Source organism: Stenotrophomonas sp. STEN014 (assembly GCF_056760315.1).
Genome location: NZ_JBRREN010000004.1, coordinates 289,578 through 306,338, shown reverse-complemented (window position 1 = coordinate 306,338; position 16,761 = coordinate 289,578). Strand labels below are relative to the sequence as shown.

Genomic DNA, 16,761 nt, shown 5'->3' with positions numbered 1-16,761 from the left:
GCGACAGATGCCGCGCGGGTGTGCGGCTCAGCGGGCCGCTTTGGACGCCGCCCGCGCGTGGCGCTGCTCCAGCACCGCCACCGCATCATCCAGCGACAGGCCGCGGGCACGCAGCAGCACGATCAGGTGGAACAGCAGGTCGGCCGATTCGCCCAGCAGGTCGTCATCGAGCTGCGCCACCCCGGCCAGCGCGGTTTCCACGCCCTCCTCGCCCACCTTCTGGGCGATCCGGCGCGTGCCTTCCTCGAAAAGCTTGGTGGTGTAACTGTTGATCGGGCGGTCGTGCTCGCGCTGCTTGATCAGCGCATCCAGCGCGCCGAGGAAGTTGCCCGGTGCTCCGGCAAAGCAGCTGACCGCGCCGGTATGGCAGGTGGGGCCGTGCGGGCGGGCGCTGATGAGCAAGGTATCGGCGTCGCAATCGGCGCGGATCTCCACCAGCTCCAGAGTGTGGCCGGAGGTTTCGCCCTTGACCCACAAGCGCTGCTTGCTGCGGCTGAAGAAAGTGACCTTGCCGCTGCTGCGGGTGGCATCCAATGCTGCCCGGTCCATATAGCCGAGCATCAGCACCCGCTGGGTGGCGACGTCCTGCACGATGGCCGGCATCAACCCGCCGACCTTGTTCCAGTCCAGGGTGGCGGCATCAAGTGGATTGAATTCAGTGGACATCACGCACCTCGATCTGTTGGTCGCGCAGGAACTGTTTCAGCTGCGCAATGGCGATGGCGCCGGAGTGGAACACGCTGGCAGCCAATGCACCGTCAACGTCGGCCTGTTCGAACACATCGGCAAAATGTTGCGGGGTGCCGGCGCCCCCGGAGGCGATCAGCGGCACGTTGCACAGGGCGCGCGCCTGGCGCAGCTGGGCGATGTCGTAACCGTTGCGCACGCCGTCGCTGTCCATGCAGTTGAGCACGATCTCGCCGGCTCCGCGCAGCTGCACCTCGCGCACCCAGTCCAGGGTGAGCCGGGCTTCGGCACGGGTCTTGGCCGGGTCGCCGGTATAGGAGCGCACCCGCCATTGGCCATCGGGTTCGCGGATCGAATCGATGCCCACCACCACGCACTGCTGGCCGAAGGCTTCGGCCAGTTCGCCGATCAGCTCCGGGCGTTCCAGCGCCGGGGTGTTGATCGAGACCTTGTCGGCGCCGGCGTTGAGCACCGCGCGGGCGGTGTCCACATCGCGGATGCCGCCGGCCACGCAGAACGGGATGTCGATCAGCCGCGCCACCCGCTCGACCCAGCCGCGGTCGACCGAGCGCCCTTCCGGGCTGGCGGAGATGTCGTAGAACACCAGCTCGTCGGCGCCGGCATCGCGGTAGCGCAGCGCCAGCTCGGTGATGTCCCCCATGTCGATGTGGTCGCGGAAGCGCACACCCTTGACCACGCGGCCGTTGTGCACGTCCAGGCACGGAATGATGCGGCGGCTCAGCATGACAGCGCCTCCTCCAGGTGCAGGCGGCCTTCCAGCAGCGCCTTGCCCAGTACCGCGCCCCCGCAGCCGGCCGCCTTGGCCGCACGGATATCGGCCGCGTCACGCACGCCGCCGGAGGCCTGCACCGCCACGCCCGGCAGCAGGGCAGAAAGATGGGCATAGAGTTCGATGTTGGGGCCGGACAGCATGCCGTCGCGGGCGATGTCGGTGCACAGCAGGTGGCGCATGCCGGCGGCGGCATAGCGGCTTGCCAGCTGGTCGAGCGTGACGTCGGCAGTCTCGGTCCAGCCATGGATCGGCAGACGCCAGACGCCATCGCTGCCCTGACGGGTATCCAGCGCGATGGTCAGCCGCTCCGGACCGAACTCGCCCAGCCAGGCTTCCACGGCCTCGGGCTGGCGCACCGCCAGCGAGCCGATCACCACCCGGCTGGCACCGGCATCGAGGATGCGGGCGACATCGTCGCGGCCGCGCACGCCGCCACCGGTCTGCACCTTCAAGGGCGTCGTGGCGGCGATCTGTGCCAGCAGCGGCGCCAGGGTGTAGCCGCCGGCCTTGGCCGCGTCCAGATCGACCAGGTGCATCCACTGCGCGCCGGTGGCGGCAAAGGCCTGCGCGCGCGGCAGCGGATCATCGCCATAGGTGGTCTGCTGGGCGTAATCGCCCTGCAGCAGGCGCACGACACTGCCGTTGCGGATATCCAGTGCGGGGTAGACGGTGAAGCTCATTGGAAATCGGTCTCGATGAAGTTGCGCAGGATGCGGGCGCCGGGCCCGGCCGAACGCTCCGGATGGAACTGCGCGCCACACAGCGCGCCGCGCTGCACGACGGCGGTGAACAGCCCGCCGTGATGGCAGGCGGCGACGGTGTCAGCGGTCACCGGCGCGGCGTAGCTGTGCACGAAATAGGTGCTGGCACCGGGCGGGACCCCGTCGAGCAACGGCGAGGGGCGCAGCGCCAGCAGCTTGTTCCAGCCCATGTGCGGCACGCGGATGCCCACGGCCGGATGCAGCCGGCGCACCACGCCGGGCAACAGGCCCAGACAATCGACCCCGCCCTCTTCCGAGCGCTCGTACAGCAGCTGCATGCCCAGGCAGATGCCCATGAGCGGCACCTGCAGCTCCCGCAGTGGCTGCACCAGTCCCTGCGCGTGCAGGCGCGCCATGCCGGCCGCGGCCGCGCCGACGCCGGGCAGGATCACCCGCTGCACGCCGTCCAGATCGCCGGCGGCGCGCACCATGTGCACGTCCACACCCAGCCGCTCCAGCGCGAACCGCACCGAACCGAGGTTGGCACCGCCCGCATCCACCAGTCCGACAATGCTCACAAGGCCCCCTTGGTCGATGGCAGCTGCGTGCCTTCGCGACGGATCGCCTGGCGCAGCGCACGGGCCAGCGCCTTGAAGCAGGCCTCGACCTTGTGGTGATCGTTGTCGCCTTCCACCTTGAGGTTGAGGTTCAACCCCGCCGCATCGCACAGCGAGCGGAAGAAATGGGGCACCAGCTCGGTGGGCATGTCGCCGACCTTCTCGCGCCTGAAATCACCCTCGAACACGAAATACGGGCGGCCGCTGAAATCCAGCGCGGCGCTGGCCAGGGTCTCGTCCATCGGCAGGGTGAAGCCGTAGCGACCGATGCCGCGCTTGTCGCCGAGCGCCTCACGCAGCGCCTGGCCCAGCGCCAGGCCGGTGTCCTCGATGGTGTGGTGCTCGTCGATATGCAGATCCCCCTTGGCCTCCACTTCCAGCGCAAACCCGCCATGACGGCCGATCTGGTCGAGCATGTGGTCGAAGAACGGCAGACCGGTGCTGATCTTTGAACTGGCGACCTTGTCCAGATCGACAAAGACGCGGATCTGCGTTTCCTTGGTGTCGCGCTGGACGCTGGCCCGGCGCGGCGCGTCGGCCAGTTCGTGGGCGATGGCGTCCCAGTCCCAGTCGCCGCCGAACTGGCCGGTACGCAGCTGGAAGCCGCGGATGTTCATGTTGTCGGCGAAGGCGATATCGGTGGGACGGTCACCGACCATGGCCGAACGCGCCCAGTCGATGGAACGGTCCTGCAGGTAGGAGACCATCATGCCGATGCCCGGCTTGCGGTTGGGGCTGTTGTCGGCCGGCCAGCTCGGATCGATGAGCACATCGCGGAAAACGATGCCCTGGCTTTCGAAGATCTGCAGCATCAGGTTGTTGGGGCCATCGAAACTGGCCTGCGGATAAGCGTCGCTGCCCAGCCCGTCCTGGTTGGAAACGATCACGAACTGGTAGCCGGCATCGCGAAGCCTGAGCATGGCCGGGATGACATTCTTCACCAGCCGCACTTTTTCGTAGGCGTCGATCTGGAAGTCGGCCGGCTCCTCGATCAAGGTGCCATCGCGATCGACAAACAGAATGGGGGTCATGCGGCAAGCTCCAGCGTGGCAAGTGCGTCCAGGACGCGGTCGTTCTGTTCAGGGGTACCCAGGGTGATGCGCAGGGCGTCGTGCAGTTGCGGGGCGCCGCGCTGGTCGCGCACCACCACTCCGGCGGCCAGCAGGGCCTGGAATGCGGCCTGTGCATCGACAAAGCGCACCAGCAGGAAATTGGCGTCCGACGCGTAGACCCGGCGCACCGCCGGCAGCGTCGACAAGGCCGCCTGCAGGCGCTGGCGCTCGGCGATGACGGTGGCGATGCGGGCGCGGGTCTGCGCCAGCGCGGCCTCGTCCAGCCCGTCCAGCGCCAGCTGCGCGCACGGCGTGGGAATCGGATACGGCGCCTGGCAACGGCGCAGCACTGCAATCAACCCGGCATCGGCGATCACGCAACCGATGCGCGCGGCGGCCAGTGCGTGCGCCTTGGACAGCGTACGCAGCACGGCGAGATTGTCATGCCGGTCCATCAGGGTCGTGGCCGAGGGTTGCGCGGCGAATTCGCCATAGGCCTCGTCCACCACCACCAGGGCCTGCCCGCGCAAGGCGGTGGCGACAGTCTCGACCTGTGCCAGCGGGATGCTGCGCCCGCCCGGATTGGAGGGCGAGCACAGGAACACCAGCCTGGCGTTGCCGTGCCTGGCCGCGGCGATGATGGCGTCGATATCGGGCACCAGCCCGTCTGCGCTGTCGCGCAACGGCACTTCCAGCGCGGGCGCGTTCTGCAGGCGCGCACTGACCGCATACATGCCAAATACCGGCGGAGTGAACAGCACCGCATCACGCTGCGGTTCGCACAGCGCGCGCACCAGCAGGTCGATGGCCTCGTCGCTGCCGCGGCCGATCAGCAACTGCTCCGGCTGGCACCCATACAGTTGCGCCAGCCGCGTGCGCAACGCCTGCGGCTGCGGATCGGGATAGCGGCGGCAGCGGGCGGCCGCATCGGCCGGATTGGGCCAGGGCGCCTCGTTGGCGTTGAGCCACACCTCGCCCTCGAGCCGGGCGCTGCGGGCGGAAGCATAGCCACCAAAATCACGCAGGTCGGCGCGAACCAGATCCAGCACCGCGCTCACAGCGTCACCCCCAGCCGCAACGCAACCGCGTTGGCGTGCGCGCCCAGCCCTTCGGCACGCGCCAGGGTCAGCGCGCACGGGCCGATGCCGGCAATGCCTTCGGCGCTGGCGGCCTGCACGCTGATCTGGTTCTGGAAACTGGCCACGCTCACGCCGCTGTAGGCGCGGGCGGCACCGGCGGTCGGCAGGACATGGTTGGTACCCGAGCAGTAGTCGCCCAGCGCTTCGGGGGTGTAATCGCCGAGGAATACCGAGCCGGCAGCCTCGACCTGCGCCAACCACGGGCGCGGATCGCGCAAGGCCAGAATCAGGTGCTCGGGGGCGTAACGATTGGAGATTTCAAAGGCCTGGTCGAGCGACTGGACCTTGACCAGCAGCGAGGCGGACAGTGCCTGTCGGGCGATGGCCTCGCGTTCGAGCACCGCCACCTGCCGCGCGACCTCGCCGGCGACGGCAGCCAGCAGCGCGGCATCATCGCTGAGCAGCAGTACCTGCGAGTCAGGACCATGCTCGGCCTGCGAGAGCAGATCGGCGGCGACGAAGACCGGATTGGCGCCGGCATCGGCGATCACCAGCACTTCAGACGGCCCGGCCGGCATATCGATGGCGGCGGCACCGGCCTGGGCGACCTGCTGTTTGGCTTCGGTCACATAGCTGTTGCCCGGCCCGAACAGCTTGTCGCACGAGGGCACGGTCTCGGTGCCGTAGGCCATCGCGGCGATGGCCTGCGCGCCACCGATCTTGAATACACGGTGCACGCCGGTCAGCCGCGCGGCGACCAGCACCGCCGGATCGGCACTGCCGTCCTTGCGCGGCGGCGTGCACAACACCACCTCACGACAACCGGCCAGCCGGGCCGGCACGCCCAGCATCAGCGCCGTGGACGGCAGCGGCGCGCTGCCGGCCGGCACATACAGCCCGACCCGGCCGATGGGGCGGATCATTTTCTCGCACACGACGCCCGGTGCGGTTTCCACCGCGTACGGCTGCACCATGCCGGCCCGGTGATAGGCATCGATGCGCCCGGCGGCCTGCTGCATGGCGATGCGCAGCTCGGCCGACACCGCCCGCTCGGCCGCGGCGAATTCGGCCTCACCGACTTCGAAATCCTCAGGAGCCACACCATCGAAACGGGCGCTGATCGCGCGCAGGGCGGCATCACCGCCGCCGCGCACCTGTTCGATCAAGGCCGCGACCGATTCGCGGGTCTGCGCGGCCACGCTCTGTACCGGGCGGGTCAAAGTGGCGGCCTGCGCATCGGCATCGAGCGCGGCCCAGTCCAGGATCTTCAATTCGCTCGCGTTCATACCAGTGACTTCTCCACCGCCAGCACCATCAGTCCCTGCGCGCCAGCGCGCTCGAGCTCTTCCAGACGCTGCCAGCTCAGCGTGCCGGTGCACATGGTCTGCAGGCGCACCGCCGCGCCTTCGCCCGCCCCGGGCAGGCGCAGCAGCGGCGTCGCATCGGGCAGCAGCCGGGTCAGATCATCAATGCGGTCCTCGTTGGCGCTGAACATCAGCAGCTTCTGGTCCTGCACCTTGCTCAGACCATCAAGACGGCGCAACAGCATCGCCATCAGCCCGGCGCGGGCGTCATCCAGCGCGTGCGCCGGTCCGGCCAGTACCGCCTCGCTTTCCAGCAGCACTTCCACCGGTTTGAGCTGGTTGGCCGCCAGCGTGGCGCCGCTGGAGACCAGATCGCAGATCACTTCGGCCGTGCCCAGTTTCGGGGCGATTTCCACCGAGCCGGACAGCTCCACCACCTGCGCGTCCACCCCCTGCTCCTGCAGCCAGGCGCTGAGAATGGCCGGATAGCTGGTGGCGATGCGCTTGCCCTGCAGCATCTGCACGCCCTGCCAGTCCCAGTCCTCGGGCACGGCGATCATCAACCGGCACGCGCCGAAGCCCAGCCCACGCAAAGGCCGGTAGGCATCGGCCAGACCCAGCTGGCGGCGCGCCTTGGCCTGTTCGTCCAGCTCATTGAGGCCGACCACGCCCAGATCGCAGACGCCATCGGCGATCAGGCCGGGAATATCGTCATCACGCACCAGCAGCAGATCCACCGGCAGCGATTCGCCGAAGCAGAACAGCTTGTCGCGACTCTGCCGCCAGCTCAGGCCGCAGGCGGCCAGCAGGCTGCGCGCGGGATCGGCCAGACGGCCGCTCTTCTGGATGGCGATACGCAGCCGGTCACGCGCCGGCGCGGTGGGGGAAGCACTCATGGTCGGTTCTCAGTTGGATTCGGTTTTGCGCGCGGCAATACGCTCGATCGCGGTGGCATAGCCGCCACTGCCGTGCTCGAGCGAACGCGCCACCCGGCCGATGGTGGTGACGCTCACCCCGGTAAGGTCGTAGATCTCGCGATAGGGAACGCCCTTGCGCAGCAGCGGGACGACCCGCCAGCGGTCGGCCATGGCCTCCAGCTCGGCGGGGGTGCACAGATCGCGCAGGAAGGCCTGCACCTCCTGCGGCTTGTCCAGCGCGGCAAACGCGCGCGCCAACGCTTTCAAGGGAGCGTCGGAGGGCTTGTCTTTCTCGGTATCGATGCGCGGCTTCATTTGTATCAATGCATTAGCGTGCTAATACATTATTACGTACCGCAGACGAGGTCAAACCCGCCGAGGTCGATAGGCAGCGCCGTTCATGTCCGGGCGGGCGACCGCGCCGTACCAGTGCCGCAAAAGAAAAGGCCCCGCGATGCGGGGCCTTGGATCAAACCGGAATAAAGACAGCTCAGCGCGCCATCGCGCGGGTCTGCTCCAGCTCCACCTGCAGGGCACTGGCCAGCTCCTCGCGGGCCACTTCGAACTGCTGCTCACGCAGCAGGTCCTTGACCGCAACCACACCCCGCGCCAGCTCATCCTCACCGGCCAGCACCACGAAGCGGATGCCCGCCTTGGCCGCGTACTGGAACTGCTTGCCGACCTTCTTCGGTTCCATCTGCACTTCGGTGTTGATGCCACCGGCACGCAGGCGGCGGGCGATATCCAGCGAATGCGGCATCGCCGCCTCGTCCATCAGCGCCACCATCGCCTGCACGCTGGATTCGCCGATACCTTCGATCAGGCCGGCTTCGCGCAGCTGCCAGAACAGGCGGGTCAGACCGATGGAGATGCCCACGCCCGGCAGCCGCGACTTGCTGTAGTGGCTGGCCAGGTCCTCATAGCGACCGCCCGAGCAGATCGAGCCGATCTGGGGGTGATCCAGCAGCGTGGTCTCGTAGACGGTGCCGGTGTAGTAATCCAGACCGCGGGCGATGGAGAAGTTCAGGCAATAGGCGCTTTCCGGCACGCCCAGCGCCTTGACCAGCTCCAGCACCTCGCGCAGCTCGGCCGCCCCGGTACGCAGCGATTCGCTGGCCGATTCACCGGCAGCAGCCAACACTGCATCCAGCTGTGCCAGCGCATCGGCATGCGAGCTGGAGCGAACCTCGACGAAGGCCAGGATGCGCTGCACCGCCTCGACCGGCAGGCCGAAGTCCGGACCGACCAGCGTTTCGCGCACATAGTCGGCGCCCCGCTTGTCCAGCTTGTCGACCTCGCGCAGGACCAGCGCCTGCTGCTGTGGATCAGCTACACCCTGTGCCTCGAAGAAACCGCGCATCAGCTTGCGGTTGTTCAGCTGCACGGCGAAATTGCCGATGCGCAGTTCGGAGAACACCGCGTGGATCACCGCCAGCACTTCGGCGTCATAGCGGATGCTCAGCGCGTCCTTGCCGATCACATCGATATCGCACTGGTAGAACTCGCGGAAACGGCCCCGCTGGGCGCGTTCGCCGCGATACACGCGCTGCATCTGGTAGCGGCGGAACGGGAACGTCAGTTCGTGTTCGTGCTCGGCCACGTAACGGGCCAGCGGTACGGTCAGGTCGAAACGCAGCGCCATTTCCGGCAGGCCGCTGTCACCGGATTCGGCGGCATTGGCCAGCGCGCCGGTGGACTGCACGAAATACACCTGGCGCTCGGTCTCGCCACCGGATTTGGTCAGCAGCACATCGGACAATTCGAACACCGGCGTCTCCACCGGCAGGAACCCGAAGCGCTCGTAGTTGCGGCGGATGACGTCCAGCATGCGCTGGAACGCGATCTGCTCGCGCGGCAGCAATTCCATGATGCCGGGCGGGGTACGGGGCTTGATCACGGGCGAAACTCCTGCAACTCGGTGGGGATGGACGACCGCCAATTCTAGCGCCAGCCCGCCCCTGCTGGCCGCATGAAGTATCATTCACGCCATCTTTCCCCTCACCGAAGCCATGTCCCGGCCCTTCCCAGGTTCCGAGCAATCCTCCCCGGCGTCCGCCTCTGCGGAAGGCGCGGGTGCGCGCGAATGCCTGCAGTGCTCGGTCCGGCATCTGTCGGTGTGCTCGGCCTTGTCCTGCGATGAAGTGCAGGCGCTGGAAGACATCACGGTATCCCAACCGGTTCCACTGGGCACCACGCTGGCACGCGCCGGCGAGCCACGCACTTATGTCTATACCGTGACCGAGGGCGCCTTGCGCCTGGTCCGCACGCTGGCCGATGGCCGCCGCCAGGTCAGCGGTTTCGTACTGCCGGGCGACTATGTCGGCCTGAGTGGCAGCGACCATCACCGCTACGACATCGAGGCGATCGCCGACAGCCGCGTGTGCCGCGTGCCGGTGACGCAGATGCGCGACGTGCGCCTGCGCCATCCGCACCTGGAGCGCAAGCTGCTGCAGCGCGCCTGCCAGGAGCTGGACGCGGCGCAGGACAACGCGCTTGCGCTGGCGCGGTTGCAGCCACCGGAGCGGCTGGCCGATTTCCTGCTGCGGCTGGCCGCGCGCGAAGCGCAGCTGGGCCAGGTCGGCAATCGCGTCTCCCTGCCGATGGGCCGCAGTGATATCGCCGACCATCTCGGCCTGACCATGGAAACGGTGAGCCGCACGTTCACCAAGCTGCGCCAGCAGGGCCTGATCGCGTTGCCGCATCTGAACGTGGTCGAGATCCTGGACTTCGCCGGACTGCAGAAGCTGGCCAGCGACGACCTGGGCTGAATGCCGCACTGGTCATTTCTTGGCCAACCTGTATGCGCACCTTGCCGCACAAGGGATCGCCGCGCTTATCCACAGATTCTTCCGGCGCCGGTCCACATCGATTGTGGAAAACCCGGAGCCCTGCCGGCATCACGACTGGCCAAATTTTCACCATGACAATGGGCAGGCCCGCCAGCCTTGGGCTGGCGGACCTCTATCCACAGGCTGCCCCGGCCGCGCTCCACACCGGATGTGGACAACGCGGCCGTTGCGATCACCCGAGCAGCACCGCGCGCAGCGCGGCGTAGTCCGGCTCGATCGGATCGGCGTGGGCCGATCGCTCAAGCAACGCCGCCAGCGCCGGCGGCACCGGAATCTCACGTCCGATCAAGGGCTCGACCACCGATTCGAACTTGGCCGGATGCGCGGTGGCCGCCACCGCCCAGTGCTCTCCGGCAGCGGCCTCACCGCTGGCACGCAACTGCTCCAGCAGCTGCACGGCAGTAGCGGTATGCGGGCAGAACACCTCACCGAAACGGCTGAACCGTGCGGCGATGGTGTCGCGGATGCTGGCGTCATCCACCGGACGCGACACAAAGGCCGCACGCAACGCGACATCGTCACCCCGGTAGAGCCAGTGCAGCCGCTCGAAATTGCTGGGCGCTCCGACATCCATCGCATTGGCCAGGGTCGCGACGCTGGCCTGCGGCATGTACTGCCCGCCCGCGAAATAGTCCGGCAGCACCCGGTTGGCGTTGGTGGCCAGGACGATCCGTCCCAGCGGTACGCCCAGCGCGCGGGCCATCACCGCCGCCATCGCGTTGCCGAGGTTGCCGGTGGGAATGACGAAATTCAGCGCGGTGCCGTGTACGGCCTGGTGGGTCAGCGCGGCATGGGCGTAGTAGCTCATCTGCGGCAACAGCCGGCCCAGACTGATGCTGTTGGCCGAACTGAGCGGCACCTGCGCTTGCAGTTCGACATCGCCCAGTGCCTGCTTGGCCATGGCCTGGCAGTCATCGAAGGAACCGGCCACCCGCAGCGCGCGGATGTTGTCGCCCAGGCAGCAGAGTTGGTGCGCCTGCCGCGGTGACACCCGGCCATCCGGATACAGCACCACCACCTTCAGGTTCGGCTGTTTGTGGAAGGCGGCCGCCACCGCGGCCCCGGTATCGCCGGAGGTCGCCACGACTATGGTCAACGGACGCGACTGGCCGGCACGCAGCCGCGACAGGCTGGCGGCAAGAAAGCGGGCGCCGAAATCTTTAAAGGCGGCAGTCGGCCCGTGGAACAGCTCCAGCACATGGTCATTGGGCGTGGCCAACGCCTGCAGCGGTACCGGAAAATCGAACGCCTCGCTGCAGATGCCGGGCAGCTCGGCCTCCAACCGGTCATCGGCGAAGAACGGCTGCAACAGGGCATCGGCGGTGGCGGCCAGCGAACGGCCCGCCCGCAACGCGCGCGGGGTCGGCATCCGCTGTGGCACATACAGACCGCCATCGGGAGCCAGGCCGGCGGCGATGGCCTGGCTCAGGCTGACGGCAGGAGCGCTGCCGCGGGTCGAGATGAAATTCATGTCAGTTCCATTGAAGAAGTGAGAGTGATGCACTCAGAGCAGCGTGGCGGCGGGTGAATCCAGGGGCGACACCCAGCCCTGGCTGTCGAAGCCTGCCGCGGCGAAAGCCGCTTGCACCGGCGCCTGCGCCGCCTGCGCCGCTTCGCGGGTCTCAAACCAGGCAAAGATGCTGGGACCGGCGCCGGAGATGCTGGCGCCCATCGCGCCGGCGGCCAGTACCGCCTGCTTGGCCGCCTCGAAGCCGACGATCAGCGGCGCCCGGCGCGGCTCGACCAGTACATCGGCCAACCCCGCCCGCACCAGCGCGGCATCACCGGCATGGCAGCCGGCCAGCACCAGTGCCAGATTGGCGCTCTGTGTGACGAACTCCTTCAATTCATAAGCGCCCTGCAAGGCCGCCCGCGCGCGGCGGGTTTCCAGCACCGCATCCGGATGCACCAGCAGGCTGTGCCACTGCGCCGGCACCGGGATGCGTACCAGCCGGTCGGCCGTGGCCAGCACCAGCCCGCCCAGCAGCATCGGGCCCAGGTTGTCGCCATGACGGCCACCGCTGGCCACCGCCTCGCCGCTCAGCGCGAACGGATACAACGCCTCGCGCGACAACGGCCGGTCCAACAGCGCGTTGGCGGCCACCAGCGCGGCCACGCAGGACGCGGCCGAACCGCCCATGCCTGAGCCCAGCGGGATGCCCTTTTCGATTTCCACCTCGAAACCAAACGGCAGCTGCAAGGCCTCACGCAAGGCGATCAGCGCTGCGCCGGCGGTATTGCTTGGCGCATCCAGCGGCAGATCCAGCGTGGTGCCGCGGATCGCATTGATCCGCACTTCCGGCGCAGCGATCCGCCGCACCGCGACCGTGTCACCGACACCGGCGATCGCATGCCCGAGGATGTCGAAGCCCACCCCGGCATTGCCGACCGACGCCGGCGAAAACGCGCGTACCCAGTCACTCACAGCCGTGCCCCCTCGCCCGCGGCCACCCGCAGCACATCGGCAAACACTCCGGCCGCGGTGACCTCTGGACCGGCCCCCGGGCCCTGCACCACCAGCGGGTTGTCGCAGTAACGACGGGTGGTGAACTGCACCACGTTGTCGGTCAGGCGCAGGTTGGCGAAGGCGTGATCGGCCGACAACTCCACCAGCCCCACGCTGGGCGGCTGCCCGGGTTTGAACGTGGCGACATAGCGCAGCACATTGCCACGGCCACGCGCCTGGGCCAGACGCTGCCCGAAGGCGGCATCCACCTCGTGCAGACGTGCCATGAATTCCTCCACGCTGGCCTGGCGCAGCGCTTCCGGCACCAGACTCTCCACCGTCACCTGTTCCAGACTGAGTGGATAGCCGGCCTCGCGGGCGAGAATCACCAGCTTGCGCGCCACGTCCACGCCGGACAGGTCATCGCGCGGATCCGGCTCGGTGTAGCCCATCGCGCGGGCCTGGGTGACCAGTCCGGAGAACGGCACACTGCCGTCGTACTTGTTGAACAGCCAGGCCAGCGTGCCGGAGAAGATGCCGGAGATCGCCGTCACCTCGTCACCGGTATCGACCAGATCGCGCAGCGTGGTGATCACCGGCAGGCCCGCGCCCACCGTGGCTTCATAGCGGAAGCGCGCGCCACTGGCCTCGGCCGCATGACGGATCGCCTGGTAGCGCGGCAGCGGGCCGGCGCCGGCCTGCTTGTTCGGAGTGACCACATGGATGCCGGCCTGCAGCCAGCCGGCGTAGCGGTCGGCCACTTCCGGGGCGCCACTGCAATCGATGATCAGGGTATGCGGCAGACGCGCGGACAGCAGGTGTTCGGTGAACCGGTCCAGGTCCGCCGGCTCGGCCCCCGCCTCGAACGCCGCTTTCCAGTTGCCCCGCAGACCGCGCTGGTCCAGCAGCATGCGGCTGCGCGAGGTGACCGCACGCAGCCGCAGATCCAGCCTGGCCTTGGCCAGCAGCTGCGCCTGCGAATTGTGCAGCTGTTCCAGCAACGCGGCGCCGACGTTGCCAGGGCCGATCACACCGACCGAGAAGGTCTGCGGCGACAGCCAGAAACCGGCGTGCGCCGCGCGCAGCGCCTTGGTCGCATCGGCGCTGTCGATGGCCACGGAGATGTTGCGCTCGGACGAGCCCTGCGCGATGGCCAGGATATTGACCTGCGCCCGGCCCAGCGCTTCGAACAGGCGCGCGGCCACGCCCGGCTGGCCGGCCATGCCGTCCCCCACCGCCGCCAGCACGCTGACCCCGCCGGTCAACTGCACCCGCTGCACCTGGCCGGCCGCCAGCTCATGCGAAAAGCCTTGCAGCAAGGCATTGCGCGCGCGCTCGGACTCGGCCTGCTTGACCACGCAGCAGATCGAATGCTCCGACGAGCCCTGCGAGATCATCACCACCGACACATGCGCATTGCGCAGCGCGGCGAACACCCGTTCGGCCGTGCCCGGCACGCCGATCAGGCCGGTACCTTCCAGGTTCAGCACCGCCAGATCCGCACTGAGGGTCAGACCCTTGATCGGCCCGCAGCTGACGCTTTCGGCACTGATCCGGGTACCGGGATGATCCGGCGCGAAGGTATTGCGGATGATGATCGGCAGACCGCGCTCGATCGCCGGGGACATGGTCTGCGGATGCACCACCTTGGCGCCGAAATAGGCCAGCTCGCAGGCCTCGTCGTAGCTGAGCGACTCCAGCTGCACCGCTTCGGGCACCACCCGTGGATCGGCTGACAGCACGCCATCGACATCGGTCCAGATATGCAGTTCATCGGCGGCGAACAGCGCGGCAAAGATCGCGCCGGAGAAATCGCTGCCGTTTCGCCCCAGCGTGGTGATGTGGCCGCTGCGGTCGCGGGCGACGAAGCCGGTGACCACCAGCCGCCGCGCCGGATGCTGCTGCCGCCAGTGGGCAAGTTTGGCGGCACTGGTCTTCCAGTCCACATCCACGCCCAGCTCGCTGTGATCGACCACCAGCACGTCACGGGCGTCGAGCACCTCGCACTCCTCGCCCAGCGCCTGCAGGTGGTGACCGAGCAGATGCGCGGAGAACACCTCGCCCATACCCTGCACGCGCTCCAGCACTTCGCGCGGCAATTCGCCGATCACCGCCAGCGCCGAGAGCACGTCGGCCAGCCGCTCGAAACGGCCATCGAGCCATTCGATGGTCGGGCCGGCCTGCTCACCCAGCAGTGCCACTGCCGCGGCGCGATGGCGCGCGCGCAGTTCCTCCCAGCGCTGCCGCCACAACGGATCGGCCGCACCGGCCAGCGTCGCCAGCTCGATCAGCGCATCGGTCACCCCCTTCATCGCCGAGACCACAGTGATCTGCTCCTCCTCCCCGCGCGCCAGCAGCAACTGGCCGACGTGGCGGTAGCGGTCGGCATTGGCCACCGAGGTGCCGCCAAATTTGTGCACGACGGTGCGCACGGCGGCGTCCGCGACGGGTTCGGCGGGAAAAACGGCAACTGACGACATCGGATCAACCTCGGCTGGAGGCCCCGACACGCATCTGGATGGAGTTTCCCCGCATCCTGATCCGGGTGCGGGGCCGTGGTTTTCGGAAATTACGCGAAGACGACGGGCCGCACCGGGCAAGTGGTGACGGTAATAATGGTGGTGGTAATCGACAGCCACTGGCCGGATGCGCGGCCCGCGCCACCAGGAGGCGGCGGCAGGACACGGGCGAGGGGCTGCGGGGTGTTCATGCCTCCAAGAGACACCAGCGGCTGGAAGCCTGTCAAGTGCTGCGACGCAAAATGGCGTTTGTCGGCATCGTCGCCGAAGCTGCGGCTAAAAGTTGCAAATGTCATCAATCGCGAACATCGCGCATCTATCCTGCAAGCGGCTGCAAACAGGTGCGATGAAGGCCGGCGATCAGGAGACGCGCGAAAACGCGATCACTCTCGCCGGCAGCATCCTCCGCCGGCATCCCGGACGAGGGTCGGCAGATAAATGCGCAGAATGCTCAGGCCGACTGGGCGAGCGGGGTTGCCGGACGGTGCGCGGCCGCGCTCCAGATCACCCCGACCACCAGGCAGAGCGCCGCGAGGATCTCCAGCGGCAGCGGCCAGCGCTGCTGCCACACAAAGCCGTAGACCAGCCCGAACAGGGTCTCGAACACGATCATCTGCCCGCCCAGGGTCAGCGGCAGCGCGCGGCTGGCCCGGTTCCAGCAGGCGTTGCCGAGGATCGAGGCGAAGACCGCCACGGCCGTGGCCATCGCCCAGAAGCCGAGCCATTGCCCGCCCGAATGCCCCTGCCCGCCACCGGCAAACGCCACCGGTGCCAGCAGCAGCGCCAATCCGCCGGTCGCCACCCCGGTCAGCAGCGACCAGTCATGTCCGGAGACCGCCGGCAATTTCGCCAACCAGCGGGTGTTGCCGATGGAATATGCCGTCCACGACAGCAGCGCGCCGACGCCGCACAGCAGACCGGTCAGGCGCTGCGCCGACGACGTCTGCACATGCGAGGACGCCATCGCTTCCACCCCCATCAACACCACGCCGGCCACGCACAGCGCCAACGCCGGCGCCAGTCGTGACAGCGGCACCGCTCCCGGCTCACGCGCCCCCACTACCGCCACCAGCACCGGCACCATGCCTACGATCAGCGCGGCTGACGCACCGCCACTCCACTGCACGCAGATGGACAGCAGCACGAAATAGACCAGGTTTCCCAGCAGGCTCAGCCAGGTCAGCGCCTTCCACTCGACCTTGCCGATATGGGCGCGCAGCGCAGGCCAGCGCGGCAACAGCAGGATCGCGGCGATCAGCCCGTAAACCAGGTAGCGCGAGGCGGCCAGCTGCAACGGCGAGAAGTCCGTCAGCACTGCCGGTGCGAGAAACACCAGCCCCCACAACGCCCCCGACGCCACGCCATTGGCGATGCCACCGAGCATCCGCTGATTCATCGCCCCACCCTTTGCTCAATCACCCTCGGCGCCATCCCGCCGCATACACGCCTCCATCGATCCAGACGCTCGCGCGCCAGCCGCATCCCCCCACGCCCACGGCCGCCAGGACCATGGGCGATGAAGAAGGAAGGGAAGCGAGACGACATCGGCAAGCACACCGGAGAAGACGCGACCTGCGCCCGGCAGGTACGCCAGGCAACGCGAGAAGATGGTGGCCCCGACACGATTCGAACGTGCGACCTGTCCCTTAGGAGGGGACCGCTCTATCCAGCTGAGCTACGGAGCCTGAGCGCGGCATTGTCGCATGACCCTCGCCTGCCCGGCACCCCTTGGACGCGCCGGCAACAGATGCGCACATGCGCAAGCGCGCCATGGCATACGGGACGGACGACCACTGC

At 68.1% G+C, this 16,761-nt stretch carries 16 protein-coding genes and 1 tRNA gene; 1 reads left to right on the top strand and 16 read right to left on the bottom strand.

What is annotated here, in order from left to right:
* Positions 1–27: 27 nt before the first annotated feature.
* From hisIE to hisS, 10 genes are all read right to left on the bottom strand, one after another.
* On the bottom strand, positions 28–666 hold the full coding sequence (gene hisIE, locus ACVOMC_RS08130) for a bifunctional phosphoribosyl-AMP cyclohydrolase/phosphoribosyl-ATP diphosphatase HisIE (RefSeq protein ID WP_481523543.1): 639 nt from the start codon (positions 664–666) through the stop codon (positions 28–30).
* On the bottom strand, positions 656–1,432 hold the full coding sequence (gene hisF / locus ACVOMC_RS08125) for an imidazole glycerol phosphate synthase subunit HisF (protein ID WP_054660794.1): 777 nt from the start codon (positions 1,430–1,432) through the stop codon (positions 656–658). The genes hisIE and hisF overlap by 11 nt, the downstream gene beginning before the upstream one ends.
* Complete coding sequence (hisA, locus tag ACVOMC_RS08120) at positions 1,426–2,160, bottom strand: 1-(5-phosphoribosyl)-5-[(5-phosphoribosylamino)methylideneamino]imidazole-4-carboxamide isomerase (protein WP_481523542.1); 735 nt, start codon at positions 2,158–2,160, stop codon at positions 1,426–1,428. Before hisA ends, hisF begins: the two co-directional genes overlap by 7 nt.
* Entirely contained in the window at positions 2,157–2,759 is a 603-nt protein-coding gene (hisH, locus tag ACVOMC_RS08115) for an imidazole glycerol phosphate synthase subunit HisH (protein ID WP_481523541.1), read from the bottom strand. The genes hisA and hisH overlap by 4 nt, the downstream gene beginning before the upstream one ends.
* A complete protein-coding gene (gene hisB, locus ACVOMC_RS08110; RefSeq protein WP_481523540.1) occupies positions 2,756–3,829 on the bottom strand; it encodes a bifunctional histidinol-phosphatase/imidazoleglycerol-phosphate dehydratase HisB in 1,074 nt (357 codons plus the stop codon). The genes hisH and hisB overlap by 4 nt, the downstream gene beginning before the upstream one ends.
* The gene (hisC, locus tag ACVOMC_RS08105; protein WP_481523539.1) at positions 3,826–4,908 is read right to left on the bottom strand and encodes a histidinol-phosphate transaminase; all 1,083 of its coding nucleotides are present in this window, start codon (positions 4,906–4,908) and stop codon (positions 3,826–3,828) included. The genes hisB and hisC overlap by 4 nt, the downstream gene beginning before the upstream one ends.
* Entirely contained in the window at positions 4,905–6,200 is a 1,296-nt protein-coding gene (gene hisD, locus ACVOMC_RS08100) for a histidinol dehydrogenase (RefSeq protein ID WP_481523575.1), read from the bottom strand. The genes hisC and hisD overlap by 4 nt, the downstream gene beginning before the upstream one ends.
* Positions 6,201–6,211: 11 nt before the next feature.
* Positions 6,212–7,129, bottom strand: a complete 918-nt coding sequence (gene hisG, locus ACVOMC_RS08095) for an ATP phosphoribosyltransferase (protein WP_054659958.1) — start codon at positions 7,127–7,129, stop codon at positions 6,212–6,214.
* A gap of 9 nt (positions 7,130–7,138) precedes the next feature.
* Positions 7,139–7,465 (bottom strand): YerC/YecD family TrpR-related protein, encoded by a 327-nt coding sequence (locus tag ACVOMC_RS08090; RefSeq protein ID WP_057506336.1) that lies wholly within the window; start codon positions 7,463–7,465, stop codon positions 7,139–7,141.
* A gap of 175 nt (positions 7,466–7,640) precedes the next feature.
* Complete coding sequence (gene hisS, locus ACVOMC_RS08085) at positions 7,641–9,047, bottom strand: histidine--tRNA ligase (protein ID WP_481523538.1); 1,407 nt, start codon at positions 9,045–9,047, stop codon at positions 7,641–7,643.
* A gap of 112 nt (positions 9,048–9,159) precedes the next feature.
* Here hisS and ACVOMC_RS08080 point away from each other — a divergent pair, with 112 nt between their 5' ends.
* Positions 9,160–9,918 carry a Crp/Fnr family transcriptional regulator gene (locus ACVOMC_RS08080; protein WP_481523537.1) on the top strand — a complete coding sequence of 253 codons (759 nt, stop codon included), beginning with the start codon at positions 9,160–9,162 and terminating at the stop codon, positions 9,916–9,918.
* Between the two features lie 253 nt (positions 9,919–10,171).
* Here the strand turns inward: ACVOMC_RS08080 and thrC are convergent, their stop codons facing one another.
* The 6 genes from thrC to ACVOMC_RS08050 form a co-directional block, all read right to left on the bottom strand.
* Positions 10,172–11,470: a threonine synthase gene (gene thrC / locus ACVOMC_RS08075; protein ID WP_481523536.1), complete on the bottom strand. Its 1,299-nt coding sequence runs from the start codon at positions 11,468–11,470 to the stop codon at positions 10,172–10,174.
* A 33-nt stretch (positions 11,471–11,503) separates the two neighbouring features.
* A complete protein-coding gene (locus tag ACVOMC_RS08070) occupies positions 11,504–12,424 on the bottom strand; it encodes a homoserine kinase (protein ID WP_481523535.1) in 921 nt (306 codons plus the stop codon).
* Positions 12,421–14,925, bottom strand: coding sequence for a bifunctional aspartate kinase/homoserine dehydrogenase I (gene thrA, locus ACVOMC_RS08065; protein ID WP_481523534.1), 2,505 nt, complete (start codon positions 14,923–14,925; stop codon positions 12,421–12,423). The genes ACVOMC_RS08070 and thrA overlap by 4 nt, the downstream gene beginning before the upstream one ends.
* A gap of 89 nt (positions 14,926–15,014) precedes the next feature.
* Complete coding sequence (locus ACVOMC_RS08060; protein ID WP_481523533.1) at positions 15,015–15,260, bottom strand: hypothetical protein; 246 nt, start codon at positions 15,258–15,260, stop codon at positions 15,015–15,017.
* A 155-nt stretch (positions 15,261–15,415) separates the two neighbouring features.
* The gene (locus ACVOMC_RS08055; protein WP_481523532.1) at positions 15,416–16,360 is read right to left on the bottom strand and encodes a DMT family transporter; all 945 of its coding nucleotides are present in this window, start codon (positions 16,358–16,360) and stop codon (positions 15,416–15,418) included.
* A 212-nt stretch (positions 16,361–16,572) separates the two neighbouring features.
* Positions 16,573–16,649, bottom strand: a tRNA-Arg gene (locus ACVOMC_RS08050).
* Positions 16,650–16,761 lie beyond the last annotated feature (112 nt).